At 57.1% G+C, this 17,803-nt stretch carries 13 protein-coding genes; 12 read left to right on the top strand and 1 reads right to left on the bottom strand.

Translation table 11 applies throughout. The features are described from left to right. Nucleotides 1-13 precede the first annotated feature (13 nt). The 6 genes from G544_RS0107895 to G544_RS0107870 all read left to right on the top strand — a co-directional run bounded on the left by G544_RS0107895 (nt 14) and on the right by G544_RS0107870 (nt 10,429). Nucleotides 14-4,981 (top strand): alpha-2-macroglobulin, encoded by a 4,968-nt coding sequence (locus G544_RS0107895; protein ID WP_036023596.1) that lies wholly within the window; start codon nt 14-16, stop codon nt 4,979-4,981. Nucleotides 4,982-5,314: 333 nt separating this feature from the next. Next, nucleotides 5,315-7,645 carry a peptidoglycan glycosyltransferase PbpC gene (pbpC, locus tag G544_RS0107890; RefSeq protein ID WP_051155635.1) on the top strand — a complete coding sequence of 777 codons (2,331 nt, stop codon included), beginning with the start codon at nt 5,315-5,317 and terminating at the stop codon, nt 7,643-7,645. A gap of 24 nt (nt 7,646-7,669) precedes the next feature. Continuing rightward, nucleotides 7,670-8,164, top strand: a complete 495-nt coding sequence (locus tag G544_RS20210) for a hypothetical protein (protein WP_051155634.1) — start codon at nt 7,670-7,672, stop codon at nt 8,162-8,164. Between the two features lie 116 nt (nt 8,165-8,280). Further along, nucleotides 8,281-9,033, top strand: coding sequence for a molybdate ABC transporter substrate-binding protein (modA, locus tag G544_RS0107880; protein ID WP_027274087.1), 753 nt, complete (start codon nt 8,281-8,283; stop codon nt 9,031-9,033). Nucleotides 9,034-9,039: 6 nt separating this feature from the next. Continuing rightward, nucleotides 9,040-9,828, top strand: coding sequence for an ABC transporter permease (locus G544_RS0107875; protein WP_027274086.1), 789 nt, complete (start codon nt 9,040-9,042; stop codon nt 9,826-9,828). After that, nucleotides 9,815-10,429 carry an ABC transporter ATP-binding protein gene (locus G544_RS0107870; RefSeq protein WP_027274085.1) on the top strand — a complete coding sequence of 205 codons (615 nt, stop codon included), beginning with the start codon at nt 9,815-9,817 and terminating at the stop codon, nt 10,427-10,429. The genes G544_RS0107875 and G544_RS0107870 overlap by 14 nt, the downstream gene beginning before the upstream one ends. A 16-nt stretch (nt 10,430-10,445) precedes the next feature. Here G544_RS0107870 and G544_RS21290 read toward each other — a convergent pair whose 3' ends face one another. Next, nucleotides 10,446-11,324, bottom strand: coding sequence for a tetratricopeptide repeat protein (locus G544_RS21290; RefSeq protein ID WP_027274084.1), 879 nt, complete (start codon nt 11,322-11,324; stop codon nt 10,446-10,448). A gap of 263 nt (nt 11,325-11,587) precedes the next feature. On the opposite strand from G544_RS21290, the gene ndk reads away from it, so the two are divergent. The 6 genes from ndk to hisS all read left to right on the top strand — a co-directional run bounded on the left by ndk (nt 11,588) and on the right by hisS (nt 17,791). Then, the gene (ndk, locus tag G544_RS0107860; RefSeq protein WP_027274083.1) at nt 11,588-12,013 is read left to right on the top strand and encodes a nucleoside-diphosphate kinase; all 426 of its coding nucleotides are present in this window, start codon (nt 11,588-11,590) and stop codon (nt 12,011-12,013) included. 288 nt (nt 12,014-12,301) lie between these two features. Beyond that, entirely contained in the window at nt 12,302-13,468 is a 1,167-nt protein-coding gene (gene rlmN, locus G544_RS0107855; RefSeq protein ID WP_027274082.1) for a dual-specificity RNA methyltransferase RlmN, read from the top strand. 75 nt (nt 13,469-13,543) lie between these two features. Beyond that, the gene (gene pilW / locus G544_RS0107850; protein WP_027274081.1) at nt 13,544-14,296 is read left to right on the top strand and encodes a type IV pilus biogenesis/stability protein PilW; all 753 of its coding nucleotides are present in this window, start codon (nt 13,544-13,546) and stop codon (nt 14,294-14,296) included. Further along, nucleotides 14,286-15,245 (top strand): cytoskeleton protein RodZ, encoded by a 960-nt coding sequence (rodZ, locus tag G544_RS0107845; RefSeq protein ID WP_027274080.1) that lies wholly within the window; start codon nt 14,286-14,288, stop codon nt 15,243-15,245. The genes pilW and rodZ overlap by 11 nt, the downstream gene beginning before the upstream one ends. A 38-nt stretch (nt 15,246-15,283) precedes the next feature. Further along, complete coding sequence (gene ispG, locus G544_RS0107840; protein WP_027274079.1) at nt 15,284-16,399, top strand: flavodoxin-dependent (E)-4-hydroxy-3-methylbut-2-enyl-diphosphate synthase; 1,116 nt, start codon at nt 15,284-15,286, stop codon at nt 16,397-16,399. Between the two features lie 117 nt (nt 16,400-16,516). After that, nucleotides 16,517-17,791 (top strand): histidine--tRNA ligase, encoded by a 1,275-nt coding sequence (gene hisS / locus G544_RS0107835; protein ID WP_027274078.1) that lies wholly within the window; start codon nt 16,517-16,519, stop codon nt 17,789-17,791. Nucleotides 17,792-17,803 lie beyond the last annotated feature (12 nt).

Raw genomic sequence — 17,803 nt, 5'->3', positions numbered from 1 at the left:
GAGAGAATCGCTTATGCGTCAGGGACGTTCTGATTTTTTGTTGCTTAAAGGATTGCTGCTGGCATCATGCCTCAGCCTCTCATCGACGCCGCTTTACGCCGCGCCGTCCGCACCGGTTGCCGCTTCGGCGGAAACAAAAACCCCCGAGCAGCAGCTCGCCGAGCGCTACGCAGGAAAGGCGTTTACTATCCTTGATGCGTCCGAAGTCCAGCTGGACGGAGCCAGCGCTATGGTCGTGACGTTCTCAATTCCCGTTGCCGCGAATCAAAAGTTTGCCTCGATGCTGCATTTGGTTGACGAAACCAGCGGCAAGGTCGACGGCGCATGGGAGCTGTCCGATAATCGGATGGAGCTTCGACTTCGTCACCTGGAGCCTGCGCGCAAGCTGATTCTTACCGTTGATAAAGGCATCGCGGGCGTGAACGGCGCTTCTCTCGGTTCCGAGTTTCAAAAGAAGCTGACGACGCGGGACATTGAGCCCTCCATCGGCTTCGCCAGCCGCGGATCGCTGTTGCCGAGCAAGGTGATTACCGGCCTGCCGGTAATTGCGCTTAACGTCAATGCGGTCGACGTCAACTTTTTCCGTATCAAGCCTGAAATGCTCTCCAGCTTTCTGGCCGACTGGGGCGGCACCGGGGCGAAAGGCTACTGGGAGTCTCAGGATTTTCTGAAGAAGGCGACGCTGGCCTATACCGGCCGCTTCGATCTTAACCCACAGCGCAATACGCGAGAGCAAATTCTGCTGCCGCTGGGCAGCATCAAGGCGCTGCAGCAGCCCGGCGTATATATCGCCATGATGCAGGAAGCGGGCACCTACAACTACAGTAACCCCGTGACGCTGTTTACCCTAAGCGACATCGGCATTTCTTTGCACCGCTACCATCAGCGCTATGACGTCTTTACTCAGGCGCTGGAAGGCGGGGAAGGCATTTCCGGCGTGAAGGTTGAGCTGCTGGACGAAAAGGGCAATTCGCTGACGCAGGCGAAAACCGACTCTGACGGCCACGCTCAGCTCGTTCGGGCGGAAAAGGCAAAAATAATGTTGGCGACCAAGGACGGCCAGACCAGCATGATCGACCTGTCCAAGGCGGCGCTGGATCTGTCTGAATTCGATATCGCCGGGCCGGAAGGCTTTGCGACCCAGTTCTTTGCGTTCGGACCTCGCGACTTGTATCGCCCGGGCGAGACGCTTCTGGTTAACGGCTTGCTGCGTGACGCCGACGGCGCCGCACTGCCGGACAGGCCGGTAAAAGTGGACGTGCTGAAGCCCGATAACCAGGTGACGCGCAGCTTTGTCTGGCAGCCGAAAAAGAACGGTTTTTATCAGTTCCAGTATGACATTCCGCAGGGCGCGCCGACCGGCGAGTGGTCTTTGCGCATCAATCTGGGCGACTCGCTGCCCCGTTTCTATAAGTTTAAGGTTGAAGACTTCATGCCCGAGCGCATGGCGCTGGACCTGAAGTCAGTGGAAAGCGAGCCCGTATCGCCCAAGCAGGAAATCACCTTCGATGCCACCGGCCGCTATCTGTACGGCGCGCCGGCCTCCGGCAATAGCCTGCAGGGGCAGCTTTATTTACGCCCGATGCGGGACGCAGTGGCGAAGCTTCCCGGCTATGAGTTCGGTTCCGCGCTGGATACCAACCTCAGCCGTTCGCTGGACGAGTTCAACCTGAAGCTGGACGAAGAGGGCATGACCAGCGTTACGGTGCCGAGCAGCTGGGGTGAGAGCAAGTCGCCGATGAAGGTGATGGTTCAGGCCAGCCTGATGGAGTCAGGCGGTCGTCCCGTCACGCGCCGCGCCGAGCAGGCAATCTGGCCTGCGGATAAAATGCCGGGCGTTCGTCCGCTGTTCAGTCGTAAAGAGATGTACGACTACAAGACCAATAGCTATAAGCCGCAGTACATGGTTGATGAAGACAGCCTGGCCGGCTTCGACATTGCTTACGCCGACGTCAAGGGCAACAAGCTGTCGGCTAACGGTTTAAACGTTCGCCTTATTCGCGAGCGCCGCGACTACTACTGGGAGTGGTCTGCCAGCGACGGCTGGAGCTCTCGCTACGATCAGAAAGATCTGGTCATCAATCAGGAAACGATTTCCATCGGCGCCGGGCAGACGATGAAGGTCAATTATCCGGTCGAGTGGGGTTCTTACCGCATAGAAGTTGAAGATCCGCACAGCGGCGTAGTGACCAGCCTGCGCTTCTGGGCCGGCTATAGCTGGCAGGACAACACCGACGGCAGCGGCGCACTGCGCCCCGATCAGGTGAAGCTGAAGATTGACAAACCGGCCTATCGCCCCGGCGAGAAGGTGAATCTGCACGTTGAGGCGCCGGCGGCGGGTAAAGGCTATCTGATGCTGGAATCCAGCGATGGCCCGCTGTGGTGGAAAGAGATTTCCGTTCCGGTCGGCGGCGCAAACTTTGAGGTGCCGATTAACGACGAGTGGACGCGTCACGATCTGTACCTCAGCGCGCTGGTGGTTCGCCCCGGTGACAAGGCCGTTCAGGCAACGCCTAAGCGCGCAGTCGGCCTGCTGCACCTGCCGCTGATGGATGAAGGCCGCAAGATTTCACTGGCATTGAACTCGCCGGAGAAAATGCGCCCGAACCAGACGCTGACGGTGAAAGTGAAGGCGTCAATGAAGGACGGCGAGCTGCCAAAATCCATCAACGTGCTTCTGTCCGCCGTGGACAGCGGCGTGCTTAACATCACTGACTTTAAAACGCCGGATCCTTACGACGCTTTCTTTGGCCGCAAGCGCTACAGCGTCGATCAGATGGACATCTACGGCCAGCTGATTGAAGGCAAGGGCAAAACCGCCAAGCTGAGCTTCGGCGGCGACGGCGAGGACGACAAGCTGTCGCGCGGCGGCAAGAAGCCGGTGACGGTGGTGAAAATCGTTGCCCAGCAGGCGGTGCCTATTACGTTGGACGATAAGGGCGAAGGCGAAATTCAACTGCCGATCCCTGACTTCAACGGCGAGCTGCGCCTGATGGCGCAGGCCTGGAGCGATGAAGAGTTCGGCAGCGCCGAAAGCAAGGTTATCGTGGCGGCGCCGCTGATCGCGGAGCTTTCCATGCCGCGCTTTATCGCCGGTGGCGATCGCAGCATTCTGGCTTTGGACTTAAACAACCTGAGCGGCGGTGAGCAAAAGCTTAGCGTCACGATAGAAACCAAAGGTCTGGTGAAGCTGACGTCCGGTTCGAAGCAGGACGTTAAGCTGGCGAAGGGCGAGCGCAGAACGCTGAGCATTCCGGTTGAAGGGCTTCACGGCTTCGGCCAGGGCGATATCACCGTTCGTATTAACGGCCTGGTGCTGCCGAACGAACCGTCGACCGCGTTTGAACGCCACTGGACGCTGGCCGTTCGCCCGGCAGTGCCTGCGAAAACCAACGGCTATGCGCTGACGCTGCGCCCTGGCGAAAGCTGGGCGCTGCCGCCGGACGCTCTGCAAGGGCTGGCCACGCCGACGATTGAAGGGCAAATGACGCTGACGGCGACGCCGCCTCTGAACGTTGCTCAACATATCCGCGAACTGTTTGCCTATCCGTACGGCTGTCTGGAACAGACTACCAGCGGCCTGTACCCGTCGCTGTACTCGAATCAGGCGCAGCTGGCCGCCATGGGCATCAAGAGCGACACCGATGAGGTTCGCCGCCGCAACGTGGACGTCGGCATCGAGCGACTGCTGGGCATGCAGAAAGACAATGGCGGTTTCTCCCTGTGGGAGCGCGAAGGCTATGAAGAATACTGGCTGACGGCCTACGTCACTGACTTCCTGACCCGCGCTCGCGAACAGGGGTACTCGGTGCGCGATGAGGCGCTGAATAAGGCCAACCAGCGCCTGCTGCGCTACCTGCAGGATCGCAACCAGATGGAAATTCGCTACGGCAGCAGCACCGATGCGACCAACTCGGCGAAGTTCGCCGTGCAGGCCTACGCAGGCTTGGTGCTGGCTCGCCAGCAGCAGGCACCGCTGGGGGCGCTGCGCCAGCTGTTTGACCGCCGAGCCGAAGCCAGATCCGGCCTGCCGCTGGTGCAGCTTGGCGTTGCGCTGCAGCTGATGGGCGACATGCCGAAGGCGCAGCAGGCGATTAGCCAGGGCATCGCCATGGGCGGTTCTCCTCGCGGCAGCGTCTGGTTAGGCGACTACGGCAGTACGGTGCGCGACAACGCGCTGATCCTGGCGCTTCTGCAAGAGTACGGCCTGCAGCCGGAGCAGCAGGACAGTCTGCTGATGACGCTGTCCGACGAGCTGGTGGCCCAGCGCTACCTGTCAACGCAGGAGCGTAACGCCGTCTATCTGGCGGGTCGCGACCTGCAAAAGCGCCAAAGCGCCGAGTGGGAAGTCGAAATGACCGGGGCGAAGAAAGAAGCCTTTGAAGAGGACAAGCCGATAAGCCGCCTCTTTGACGCGGGGCAGCTTGGTCAGGGCATTAATCTGAGCAACACCGGCAACGTGACGGTTTATCCGCGCGTCGACGTCGTGGGCTATCCGCTCAAGCAGCCTGCGCCGGTAAGCAACAAGCTTTATATCGAGCGTCGCTTCCTGAATCTGGACGGGTCAGAGGTTTCTCTGAATAACGTTCAAAGCGGTCAACTGATGGTGGTGCATCTGAACCTGTGGTCCGACAGCCAGATTAACGACGCGCTGGTGGTGGATCTGCTGCCGGCCGGTTTCGAGCTGGAAAACCAGAATCTGGGCGACAGCAGCGCCAGCCTGACCGATAGCGCGGGCGAACTGATGTCGCTTCAGAGCAGAATGCAGAGCGCGGAAATCCAGTATCAGGAGTATCGCGACGACCGCTACGTGGCCGCGGTGAAGGTGAACGGTTCAAGAAAATACCCGGTCACCCTGCTGTATCTGGTTCGCGCCGTAACGCCGGGCAGCTACAGCGTGCCTGCGCCTCAGGTGGAGTCGATGTACAAGCCTGAGTGGCATGCAATTGGCTCGACGCCGGGGCGGCTGGAAGTAAAGTAACCGTTAAGGTATGTGGAGAAAGGGCGAGCGATCGCCCTTTTAACGTCCGCTGATGGATAGTTTTAATCGGCTTCAGTGAATATTCCGGCCGAAAATACGATGTGCTTATATGACCATCGTGCTCGGCCGGAAGGTCGCTTGTATTAGCTTAGGAGAGCGTCGGGCATAGCCTTCCTAGGGGCGCTTCGTTGGCTTACGCCAAGTCGACCCCAACGGAAGACTCTCCCTCCGGTCGACTCTGCTGGTGTTCAACATCAGCCATTAGACGTCTTCAGCGAGTTAGAGTTACTAGAGTTTACGGACAGGTTACTTTTGATCCGCTTTTTTTCCCACATGAAAACCCTGCGCTTTTGGCGCAGGCTGTTTGTCGCATTTACCCTATTTATCGCATTCAGCGCTGCGGCGCTGTGGTGCGCGGACAGGCTTTGGCCGCTGCCGGACCCTAACGTTCAGGCGGCGCGGGTCGTTGTGGCGGACGACGGTAGTCCGCTGTGGCGCTTTGCTGACTCGGAGGGCGTGTGGCGCTATTCCGTCTCGTTAGACCAAGTGTCCCCTTACTATCTTGAGGCGCTTTTGACCTACGAGGACCGCTGGTTTTATTCTCATCCCGGCGTTAATCCGCTGTCGATTTTGCGGGCGCTGTGGCAGAACGTCACCAGCCATCGGGTCGTTTCCGGTGGCAGTACGCTGTCTATGCAGGTGGCGAGGCTGATAGAGCCGCATGATAAAACTCTGACCGGCAAGCTCAGGCAGGTGTTTCGCACGCTGCAGCTGGAGTGGCATTACAGCAAAGAGCAAATACTCACCATCTATATCAACCGCGCGCCCTACGGCGGTACGCTTCAGGGCATCGGCGCGGCCAGCTGGGCCTATCTGGATAAGCCGCCTTCAGAGCTGACCCGTTCGGAGGCGGCGCTGCTGGCGGTGCTGCCTCAGGCGCCGAGTCGGCTTCGCCCGGACCGCTATCCCCAGCGGGCTCAGGAGGCGCGGGACAAGGTGCTCGATCGCCTGCAGGAGTATGGCGTGTGGAGCGAGCAGCAGGTGCGTGAAATCAAGCAGGAAAGCGTCTGGCTCGCCGAGCGTCAGGTGCCGCAGCTCGCGCCGCTGTTGGCCCGACGCCTGCTGGAGGAAAGCAAAGACGACGTTATTCATTCCACCATCGACGCTTCGCTGCAGCGGCGGCTTGAAGACATGGCAATGGGCTGGAAAAGCCAGCTGCCCGCCAATACCTCGATGGGAATTCTGGTGGTGGAAAACGCCACTATGTCAGTGAAGGCTTACCTCGGTTCGGTCGACCTGAATGACGACAGCCGCTTCGGTCACGTCGATATGATTAGCGCCTGGCGTTCGCCGGGCTCGACGCTCAAGCCCTTTGCTTACGCGATGGCGTTGGACGAGGGGCTGATTCATGCGGAATCGCTGCTGCAGGACGTGCCTCGCCAGTTCGGCGACTATCGCCCAGGGAACTTTGATACCGGCTTTAGCGGCCCGGTCAGCGCGTCAGACGCGCTGACGCGCTCGCTGAACCTGCCCGCCGTACAGATTTTGGAGGCCTACGGGCCCAAGCGCTTTACCGGCAACCTGCGCAACGTCGGCGTTGAGCTGCGTTTCCCGATGAACAGCGACCCTAACCTTTCGCTGATACTGGGCGGGACGGGCATGCGGATGGATCAGTTAGTCAGCGCTTACAGTGCCTTTGTGCGCGAAGGTAAAGTGGCGGCGCTGCGCTATCGGCCTGAGGATCCGCTGGTTGAACGGCGCCTTATCTCTCCGGGGGCGGCCTGGATTGTTCGCCGCATTCTGGCCGGGGAAGCTCGCCCGGTGGCGGACAGCCAGCTGTCTGATTCGCCGGGGCTTGCCTGGAAAACCGGCACCAGCTATGGCTATCGTGACGCATGGACAGTGGGGATGAATGGCGGATACCTGATCGGCGTTTGGGTTGGTCGACCGGACGGGACGCCGGTAGCCGGGCAGTTCGGCTACGCGACGGCGGTGCCTGTCCTTCATCAAATTAATCATTTGTTGATTAACCGGGCCGGGCCAGCCGCCCAGCGCTGGCCGAAAGATCCCAAACCGGTGACCGTCAGCCGCGCAACGATTTGCTGGCCTCAGGGGCAGAGCCTGGCGGCGAACGATCCCAACTGTCGGCAGCGCAGACAGGCCTGGATTTTGGACGGCACCATTCCGCCGACGCTCTCATCGCCAGGGCAGGACACCGGCATCGGCGGCTGGCTAAACTTTTGGGTCAACGGGCAGGGCAAGCGGGTTGCCGCCGACTGTAGCGGCGCGATTAGTCGGCGCATTGCCCTGTGGCCAATCGCGCTGGAAAGCTGGCTGCCCCCGTCCGAGCGGCGCGCCAACCGGCTGCCGGAAAGGGACGACGCGTGCCCGCCGATAGGATACGACGCAAGCCCTCCTCTGCTGATTTTGGGCGTGAAGCAGGATGCGGTGCTTAAACGGCTGCCGGGTACGCCTTCGCTGGATCTACGGTTAGATACTCAGGGCGGTCGAGGCAAGCGCTGGTGGTTTATCAACGGCGAAGCGGTGATGGAAACCGAGGAGGACAAGCCGATGGTGCAAACCCTGTCCGATCCCGGTAAATATCAGGTCAGTGTGCTGGACGAAGGCGGGCAGGTGAGCAGCGTCGGGTTTGTGTTGGAATAGCCCTAAGCCAATACGGAGACATATATGAACGTTACGTTGAACATTAGGGATAAAGCGCCCGAACTGGACGAACATTTAGACCAGCAAGAGATGGAGTGCTCTGACTTTTGGTTTTATATGGAGAGCCTTCTCCAGTTTGTTAACGGCGACATCACTATCGATTTTGGCGATGGGAAAATAATTGAGCTCGACTTGGGATACGACTTTTTTGTGTGCCATGACGAGATAATTGATTCCGTTGCGTCTGTTTCCCGCGGCGATAAGGGATACCGCCATATATGGTTTTGCGAACAGGGTTCTGACTTCTATCTTTACTATGAAACGGCTGGCGATTGCGTCCGGATTGAGTTCAAAAAAGGCCCTGAAGCGGGCTACCCAAACCGTCGGGTTGATGAGTTTAGCGCGCTGGTTGACAGAACGTCCTACGTTGAGGGCTGGCGGGACGTATTCAACGCCCTCAGCGCTCTGTTTGACGAGCGGGTAGGCGCTGAGGGGAAAGGGCTCATTCAGTTTAGCTAGCAATTTCCTTTTACCTTTTCATCCCGCCGGAGTGATTTCTCATTTGGATTGAAGTCTCTTTCGTTATGTAATTTAATATATATCGAAAAATAGCTAACACAACAGAGAGAAATCCTATGCCTACCTTAAAACAGTGGACGCTCGGCGCGCTTTTGGGCGCGTTTAGCCTGACGGCGTTTTCCGCCGAGCTACATCTTTACGCCGGGGCCGGGCTGCGCCAGCCGGTTGAGGCCGTTGTGAAACGGTTTGAAGAGCGAACCGGCAACCGCGTGACTATCGAGTATGGCGGTTCGGGGCAGATCCTTACCCGTTTTAACCTGACCAAGTCTGGTGACCTGTTTTTGTCCGGCTCCGCTGACTATGTAGAAAAGCTGCAGCAACAGGGTGATGTTTCAGCTTCCGCGCCGCTGGTGCTGCATACGCCGGTGATGGTGGTTCGCAAGGCGGTGACGGGAGATGTAAAAACGCTGGCCGATTTGGCTAACAGCAGTTTGAAGATCGGCATGGGCGACCCGAAGGCCATCGCGCTGGGCAAAAGCGGCGACAAGCTGCTGGCGGCCAGCGGCCACGAGCAGGCGCTGAAGGCTAAGATTGTCGTTCAGGCAACGACGATTAAGCAACTGCTGGTCTATCTGATGAACGGGGACGTTGACGCTGCCGTTATCGGGCGCTCCGATGCGGTTAAGAATCAGGATACTCTCCTGATGCTGCCTTCTCCGGAAGGGACGCCTGAAGAAGTGGCGACGATAGCGGTGCTAAAAACCAGCAAGCATCCACAGGAAGCCAAAGCGCTGATGGACTTCTTCGCTTCAGAGCAGGGCATTAAGCAGTTTACCGACCTTGGCTACCTGCCCGTTAAGGCGAACTGACCCTTCGTGGCCAGGCTAACGCTGCTGCCGCTGGCGGCACTGCTGTTTTTTATCATTGGCTCGCTGTGTGCGCTGCTTTTCCAGCTCGATCTTGAAACGCTGCCTGCTCTGCTGGCCGACGTTGAAATTCGCTTTGCGCTGGGGCTGTCTTTACTGACGTCGCTGATTTCTCTGGCGCTTGCCGCGCTAATTAGCCTGCCAGCGGCGTGGGCGATGGTGCGCCTGCGCATTCCCGGCAAGGGAGCGCTAAACCTGCTGCTGGATTTACCCATGGTGACACCGCCGCTGGTGGTCGGTATCGGCCTGCTGCTGCTGTTGGGCCGAGAGGGGCCTGTAGGGCAGCTTGCGCCGATGATTTCTCAAAGCCTGTTTTCTCCTTTGGGTATCGTTATCGCCCAAACCTACGTCGCTAGCGCGATTATCGTACGCAGCGCCAGCGCGGCGCTGGCGTCGATTGAGACGGCCTACGTTCAAACCGCCTATAACCTTGGCCTCACGCCGCTAAAGACGCTTCTTCTTGTGGAAGTGCCATTAATTTGGCGCTCTTTACTCAGCGGCTGTGTGCTGGCGCTTTCCCGCGCGCTTGGCGAGTTCGGCGCGACGCTGATGCTGGCCGGGGCGACCCGGATGAAAACCGAAACGCTGCCGATTGCCGTCTATCTCAACATCGCCAGCGGCGAGTTTGCGCCTGCCATCGGCTGCGCGCTGGTGCTGATCTTTTTCGCCTTTCTTCTTTTGTTGCTGCTGCACCTTTTACAAAAAGCGCCTCGGAGGGAAAGCGATGTTAAGTGTTAACGAACTGTCCTGCGGCGTGCTTGACTCAGTGAGCTTTACGGCTGTGCGCGGGGAATGTACGGCTATCAGCGGTCCTTCCGGCAGCGGCAAAACGACGCTGCTTAACGCCATTGCAGGCCACGTGGACTACCGAGGGAGTATTCTCATTGGTGGGGGCTGCGTGAATAGCGTTCCCGCCTGGCGTCGCCCCTGTCGCCACTTAAACCAGCGCCTGTATCTGTTTCCCTTTTTGAGCGTCGAAAACAATCTGAAAATGGCGCAGTACGCAGCCGGGCAGCCTTGCCGAAAAGAGAAGCGTAAAGAGGTGCTCGACTGGCTAGAGATTGGTCAGCTAGGCGGGCGATATCCTTCTCAGCTGTCCGGCGGCGAACAGCAGCGCGCCGCGTTGGCCCGTGCGCTGGTGACCGAGCCGGGCCTTTTGCTTTTGGACGAGCCGTTCTCCAGCCTGGACTGGTCGCTGCGCACTCGCCTGTGGGCGTGCCTGCAGGACATTCAGCGGCGCTTGTCCACAACGATTTTACTGGTAAGCCATGAGCCCAGAGAGGTTGAAGCGTTGGCGTCGCGGCGGTTTGCTCTTAAAGAGGGGCGTTTGAGCGTTTAAGTGTATGGGACACACTCTAGCGTTGCCCCATTTTTTCATAGAGAATTTGCAAGGCTTCTTCCGCGTCCATCATCCGGTCGGCATCTCCGCTTTCTTTCGCCAGCGCCAGCCGCTGTTTCATCAGGCTTTCGGCTTGGGCATTTTGCCCCTGCTCAAAGGCAAGAACGCCTAGCTGGAACAGGCTGTCGTCAATATCCCATTCTTCGTTGTGTGCCTTTGCGATAGCGAGGCGGCGCTCAAGCAGCGCCTGAGCGCGATCGTATTGTTTTAACATATAAAAGTTTTGCGCAAGGTTGGTTATCACCGACAGAAGCCTTTCGCTGCCCTGACCGTACAGCGTTTCTCCCTGCGTCAGGATATCTTCATTCTGCGCGCGGGCGTCGTCATAGCGCCCGGCTTCATGAAGGCAGTAGGCCATTTCGCTACGCAGGCCCAGCCGCTGCCCTTCGTCATATTTGCCCGCTAAGGGGAGCCGTCTTTCATAAAGCTCAACGGCCGTTTGCCAATTTCCCTCATTTTTGGCGCTCTCTGTAAGCCAATGAATGAGGATCTCTTTGTCTTCATCGGATAGAAATGGCGTTTGGTCGTCAATTTTCAGGGCTTCGAGACCGACAGACAGCGCCTCTTCGTCCCTATTGGCTTTGCTTTGGACGAAACTGCGTAAGAAGAGGAGTTTTCCTAGCGCGGCGGTATCGTGGGTTTGAATCGTTGGTTCGATGATTTCCAGACGTCCAAGCGTTTTACTAATGCTGAACATTTGGTTGGGGTCCATAACCAGTTCGTATATCTCTTTAAGCTCAGCAAGCGCTGTGCCGTTTGTCTCTTGTGCGCCGGTCGATCCCATAAACAGGGTGAGCGGTAAAGCGAATAGCTTTATGAGCCATTTGGCGTTCATTATCCTTCCTTGGCTGCTTTAATGATGAATGAAATAGTTATCGTTATCGTTCGGTATTTTAAGCGCAGCGTAAACGCATCGTCTATAGGTTTGGACGGGAAAGTAAAGAGGCGTAAAAAATGACTTTTTGCCAAGTGAATCGCATTTGCTTCATGAACTTTAAAAAAATGTTAAAGCCCAGATAGGCAAGTTAATGCACCCACCGTATAATCACTGGCGAAAAGACGTTGTTAAATCACAGTTAAACCCGTCCAGAGGTGAAAATGTCTACGGAACGTACCCTTTCAATTATTAAACCTAATGCGGTAGCCAAAAACGTTATTGGCGCTATTTATTCTCGCTTCGAAAATGCGGGCTTTACTATCGTTGCGGCCAAGATGCTGCATCTGACCAAGGAGCAGGCGGCGGGGTTTTACGCCGAGCACGAGGGGAAGCCGTTTTTTGACGGGCTGTTGGCGTTTATGACTTCCGGCCCCGTTATGGTACAGGTTTTGGAATCAGAAAATGCCGTACAGCGCCATCGCGACCTGATGGGGGCGACTAACCCGGCAAACGCGCTGGCGGGCACGCTACGCGCTGACTATGCAGACGGCCTGACGGCGAACGCGGTTCACGGTTCTGATTCTGTCGCGTCGGCGCAGCGTGAAATTGCCTACTTTTTTAGCGATAGCGAAATTTGTCCAAGATAGGACTAATAACACACTGTTTTTAAAAAAGGAAAGGTGAGTATCAATAACTTACCGCGTTAATTTGGCCTGTCAGTATGCAAAACCGGCGATTTTTAGCGCTGGTTTTGTTTTTTTGTTCCGACAGCGGCAAACCTGAACCAATGTGCGTGGCAACACAATAACAAAGAGAGTACAATGCCACGGCATAACCCTCTGCCCATAGGCTTTGAGCAGGGGATAGTTTTAGTCTTTTTGGAATATCTAGATTTTCTAGCGCCATAATGTGTAATAACGAGGCCCCTGCTTTTTATGAATGACGCCGTTTCCGTATCTTCTGACGATCTCGCTGTTTCTGAGCGCCCCGCAGAAAAAATCAACCTGTTGGATTTGAACCGTAAGGCCATGAGGGAGTTCTTTATCTCCCTGGGCGAAAAGCCGTTTCGCGCCGATCAGGTGATGAAGTGGATTTACCATTTTGGCCACGACGACTTTGAGCAAATGACGGACGTCAATAAGGCGCTGCGTAATAAGCTTAATGAAGTGGCGGAAATCCGCGCTCCGGAGGTTGTTACCGAGCAGCGCTCGGCGGACGGCACCATCAAGTGGGCGCTGGCGGTAGGCGATCAGCAGGTTGAAACCGTTTATATTCCTGAAGACGATCGCGCGACGCTGTGCGTGTCGTCCCAGGTTGGCTGTGCGTTGGAGTGCAAGTTCTGTTCAACGGCCCAGCAGGGGTTCAACCGCAACTTACGGGTATCGGAAATTATCGGGCAGGTGTGGCGCGCGGCCAAGATTATCGGGCCGTCCCGTATTGCCGGGCAAAGGCCTATTACGAACGTTGTTATGATGGGCATGGGGGAACCGCTGCTGAATCTGACCAACGTCGTGCCGGCGATGGAAATCATGCTCGACGACTTCGGCTTTGGGCTTTCCAAGCGCAGGGTTACGCTGTCTACGTCAGGCGTAGTGCCGGCGTTGGAAAAGCTGGGCGATATGATAGACGTAGCGCTGGCGATTTCTCTGCATGCGCCGAATGATGAGATCCGCGATGAGATCGTGCCGATCAATCGTAAGTATAATATTGAGACGTTCCTGGCGGCCGTTCGGCGCTATCTGGAGAAGTCCAACGCCAATCAGGGGCGGGTGACGGTGGAATACGTCATGTTGGATCATATTAACGACGATATGACGCACGCCCACCAGTTGGCTGAATGCCTGAAGGATACGCCCTGCAAGATTAACCTGATTCCGTGGAACCCGTTTCCCGGCGCACCCTATGGCCGCAGCTCGAACAGTCGCGTCGATCGCTTCTCTAAAGTGCTGATGGAGTATGGGTTTACGGTTATCGTGCGCAAAACGCGCGGCGACGATATTGACGCCGCCTGCGGTCAACTGGCCGGCGAAGTGATTGACCGGACCAAGCGTACGATGAAAAAAAGAATGCATGGGGAACCAATAGGCATTAAAACTGTCTAAAAATTAATTTGCTACAAAGAGATACGCACTACTGTCTGGGGGAGACGGCGAGCGTCAGAATAGGAAACCAATTCGATGCGAAACAGGCTGTTACCTTTACTACTTGCCGCCGGGCTGTTAACCGGATGCGCAGCAGGCAGTAACGATGATGCGGGCTTTGACGTTAAGCAGGCCGCGCAGATTCGTTTAAATTTAGGCTTAACCTATCTGACGTTGGGAAACGTTCAGAAGGCGCGTTTTAATCTGGAGCGAGCGCTGGAGTATGCGCCAGAGGACTATCGCATCCAGCTGGGAATGGCGCAGTATCTGCAGGAAACGGGTGAAAATACGTTGGCGCAGGCGCGTTACCAGCAGGCTTTACGGCTAGCGCCGCAGAGCAATGAGGTTTTAAATAATTACGGTGCGTTTCTTTGCCGCATAGGGCAGTATGATTCAGCGCTGGGTTATTTTGATAAGGCTTTGCAGACACAAAATTTAGGAGAAATTGCCAATAGCCTTGAAGGTTCAGGCTATTGCCTGCTTGATGCCGGAAGAACCGATGAAGCGTTTGAACATCTGGGACGGGCGTTAAAGCAGGATCCGAGCAAGGGCGAGCGCGTATTGACCGAATCCGCCCGCGACTTTCAGCAGGGGAAGCATAAAGAGGCCGTTGCGTTACTGGGTTTTTACCACCAGGCGTTGCCCGCTACCGCTGAAAGTTTATGGATGCAAATACAATTTGCCGCGTCAGAAAACCGTATGGCCGACGTTCAGCGTTACGGGAAAACTTTGGCGCGAGAGTTTCCACAGTCACGACAATACCAATTATTCTTAGCCCATGAATACTGATGTATCACAAGAAGTTACACCGCTCGCCGAAGTCGGTCGCCGACTCCGCGAAGCCAGGGAAGCGTTGAACCTCAGCCAACAGGTGGTTGCCGACGAGCTGCGTTTGAAAGTGACTACCGTCCGCGAACTTGAGGAGGGGCTCAATCCGCTTGGCTTGGCTCCGACCTTTATTCGCGGATACGTCCGTTCCTATGCGAAGCTGCTTCAACTGCCGGAAGAGGAAATCCTTGCTCTGTTGCCTAAAGGCGTTCAGGGTAAGAGCGACAGCCTCGCATCGAACCGCGTAAAAGGCTTTTCGCTCAGCAAGCCGCGCAAGAAGCTCGACCGCTGGTTGACCCTCTTTACCTGGCTTATTATTTTTGTCGTACTCGGCCTGACGGGCGCATGGTGGTGGGAGAACCACAAGGCGCAGCAGCAGGACGACGCCATAGAGGTCAGCGGACAGAATCAGATTGCCCTGCCGGGCAGCGGTTCTTCATCGCCTTCAGTACCTTCAGAAGGCGCTTCGATCTCTCTTTCTCCTTCTGGCAATGCCGCCAACGCGCCGGCGGCGGCTCAGCAGGCGCCCGTTCAGTCTACTCCTGCATCTACGCCTACGCCTGCGGCTCCGACGCTCGAACAGGCCGTTGCCGCTCAGGTTGCGGAAGCTGAAGCGGCTAAGAATCAGACTCAGGGACAGCTGGCTCCCCAAACGCCGCAGGACGGTAACGATATTTATCTGACCTTCAGCGCCGACTGCTGGCTTGAGGTGATTGACGATCGCGGCAAGAATCTCTACAGCGGCCTACAGCGTAAAGACGGCAAGCTGTCTTTGACCGGCCAACCGCCCTATCAACTGAAGCTTGGCGCACCGGCCGGCGTGTCGATAACCTACAAAGGCAAACCGGTTGATATGAGTCAGTACAAGAACGCGAATCGCACGACGCGCATGACGCTACCGGCCAACTAAGGCTGCGTCGGGCAAGGTTTTTGGGAGAGTAGAGTAAGATGCACAGTGAAACGCCGATAGTTCGTCGCAAGTCCAAACGTATTTATGTCGGAAATGTCCCCATCGGCGACGGCGCGCCGATTGCCGTTCAGTCCATGACCAACACCCGCACTACCGACGTCGAGGCGACGGTGAAGCAAATCGAAGCGCTGCAGCGCGTTGGCGTTGATATCGTCCGCGTTTCCGTACCGACGATGGACGCGGCGGAAGCCTTCAAGTTCATCAAGCAGCGCGTGTCGGTGCCGCTGGTGGCCGACATCCACTTTGACTACCGTATTGCGCTTCAGGTCGCCGAATACGGCGTTGACTGCCTGCGCATCAATCCGGGCAACATTGGCCGCGAAGATCGCATCCGAGCGGTAGTGGACTGCGCCCGCGACAAGAATATTCCTATTCGCATCGGCATTAACGCCGGTTCGTTGGAAAAAGATATTCAGGAAAAGTACGGCGAGCCAACGCCGCAGGCGCTGGTTGAATCGGCGATGCGCCACGTGGAGATTCTAGACAGGCTTAACTTTGACGCGTTCAAAGTCAGCGTTAAGGCGTCGGACGTGTTTCTGGCCGTGCAGTCCTATCGCCTGCTGGCTGGGCAAATTGAACAGCCGCTGCATTTAGGCATTACCGAAGCCGGCGGTGCGCGAAGCGGTTCGGTGAAGTCCGCTATCGGGCTTGGCATGCTGCTGGCCGAAGGCATCGGCGATACGCTGCGCGTTTCGCTGGCGGCGGATCCGGTGGAAGAAGTGAAGGTTGGCTTTGACATCCTGAAAGCGCTTCGCATTCGCTCTCGCGGCATTAACTTTATCGCCTGCCCGACCTGCTCTCGTCAGGAGTTTGACGTTATCAGCACGGTTAACGCGCTGGAACAGCGTCTGGAAGATATCCTGACGCCGATGGACGTCTCGATTATCGGCTGCGTGGTCAACGGCCCGGGCGAAGCGCTGGTGTCGGACCTCGGCGTGACCGGCGGCCACGGCAAAAGCGGCTACTACGAAAACGGCGAACGTCAGAAAGAGCGCCTCGACAACAACGATATGATCGACCAGCTAGAGGCCAAAATTCGCGCCAAGGCGGCGATGCTGGATCTGTCAAAGCGCATTGACGTTAGCGAGAAGTAGTCTGGGCGAGTTGAAAGGGCGGTACTGATTTCATCATTACCGCCTGTTTGCATTGATGTCAAAGGCCGAAAGCCCCTATAATCAACCCCATTTGATGAAAACAGACAGAGAATTGACGTGGCAAAGAATATTCAAGCCATCCGCGGGATGAACGATTACCTACCGCAGGAAACGGCGCTGTGGCAGCCGATTGAGCGCGTATTGAAGCGGGTGTTGGCAAGCTACGGCTACGGAGAGATCCGCCTGCCTATCGTTGAGCAAACGCCGCTGTTTAAGCGCGCCATCGGCGAAGTGACCGACGTGGTTGAAAAAGAGATGTATACCTTTGACGACCGCAACGGCGACTCCTTAACGCTGCGCCCCGAAGGTACTGCGGGCTGCGTGCGCGCCGGTATCGAACACGGCCTGGTTTACAATCAGGAGCAGCGCCTGTGGTATATGGGGCCGATGTTTCGCCACGAGCGCCCGCAAAAGGGCCGCTATCGTCAGTTTCATCAGCTTGGCGCGGAAGTTTTCGGCCTGCAGGGGCCGGACGTCGACGCTGAGCTCATCATGCTTAACGCCCGCTGGTGGCGCGAGCTGGGGATTTCCGAACACGTCACGCTGGAGCTGAACTCTATTGGCTCCTTAGAGGCGCGCGCCCGCTATAAAGAGGCGCTGACCGCCTATTTGGAACAGTTTAAAGAAAGGCTGGATGAAGACTGCCAGCGCCGCATGTACACTAACCCCATGCGCGTGCTCGACAGTAAGAATCCTGACGTCCAGGCGCTGTTGAACGATGCGCCCGAGCTTATCGACTATCTGGACGAAGAATCGAAGGAGCACTTTACCGGCCTGTGCGCCTTGTTGGACAACGCGGGCATCAGCTATCGCATTAACCCTCGTCTGGTGCGCGGCTTGGACTACTACAATCGGACGGTGTTCGAGTGGGTAACGACCAGCCTGGGTTCTCAGGGGACGGTATGCGGCGGCGGTCGCTACGACGGTCTGGTGGAGCAACTGGGTGGGCATGCGGCTCCCGGCGTTGGCTTTGCCATGGGCATGGAACGGCTGGTGCTGCTGGTTCAGGCCGTTAATCCTGACTTCGCTGCCGATCGCGGCGTAGACGTTTATGTGATTTCCTCCGGCGAGGGGGCGCAGGCTGCGGCGATGATGCTGGCCGAACGCCTTCGCGACGAGCAGCCTGAACTTCGCGTTATGGTGAATCACGGCGGCGGAAACTTTAAGAAGCAGTTTGCCCGTGCCGATAAGTGGGGCGCGCAAGTTGCGCTGGTTCTGGGCGAAAATGAAATCGCTGCGGGCGAGGTCGTGGTTAAAGACCTACGCAGCGGCGAACAGCAAACGCTGGCGCAGGCGAACGCTGCGGCGCATTTGGCTAAATTGATCGGTTAATTCAAGAGGGAC

Origin of the sequence: Leminorella grimontii ATCC 33999 = DSM 5078 (assembly GCF_000439085.1) — a bacterium.
GTDB classification, from domain to species: Bacteria; Pseudomonadota; Gammaproteobacteria; order Enterobacterales; family Enterobacteriaceae; genus Leminorella; species Leminorella grimontii.
This window is presented reverse-complemented; position numbering and strand designations above follow the sequence as displayed.

What these genes read in the sequence shown, in the direction of transcription:
- G544_RS21290 (WP_027274084.1), bottom strand. Translation starts at nt 11,324, where the DNA reads ATGAACGCCAAATGGCTCATAAAGCTATTCGCTTTACCGCTCACCCTG.
- ispG (WP_027274079.1), top strand. Translation starts at nt 15,284, where the DNA reads ATGCACAGTGAAACGCCGATAGTTCGTCGCAAGTCCAAACGTATTTAT.
- pbpC (WP_051155635.1), top strand. Translation starts at nt 5,315, where the DNA reads ATGAAAACCCTGCGCTTTTGGCGCAGGCTGTTTGTCGCATTTACCCTA.
- G544_RS0107895 (WP_036023596.1), top strand. Translation starts at nt 14, where the DNA reads ATGCGTCAGGGACGTTCTGATTTTTTGTTGCTTAAAGGATTGCTGCTG.
- pilW (WP_027274081.1), top strand. Translation starts at nt 13,544, where the DNA reads ATGCGAAACAGGCTGTTACCTTTACTACTTGCCGCCGGGCTGTTAACC.
- rodZ (WP_027274080.1), top strand. Translation starts at nt 14,286, where the DNA reads ATGAATACTGATGTATCACAAGAAGTTACACCGCTCGCCGAAGTCGGT.
- rlmN (WP_027274082.1), top strand. Translation starts at nt 12,302, where the DNA reads ATGAATGACGCCGTTTCCGTATCTTCTGACGATCTCGCTGTTTCTGAG.
- ndk (WP_027274083.1), top strand. Translation starts at nt 11,588, where the DNA reads ATGTCTACGGAACGTACCCTTTCAATTATTAAACCTAATGCGGTAGCC.
- G544_RS20210 (WP_051155634.1), top strand. Translation starts at nt 7,670, where the DNA reads ATGAACGTTACGTTGAACATTAGGGATAAAGCGCCCGAACTGGACGAA.
- modA (WP_027274087.1), top strand. Translation starts at nt 8,281, where the DNA reads ATGCCTACCTTAAAACAGTGGACGCTCGGCGCGCTTTTGGGCGCGTTT.
- G544_RS0107870 (WP_027274085.1), top strand. Translation starts at nt 9,815, where the DNA reads ATGTTAAGTGTTAACGAACTGTCCTGCGGCGTGCTTGACTCAGTGAGC.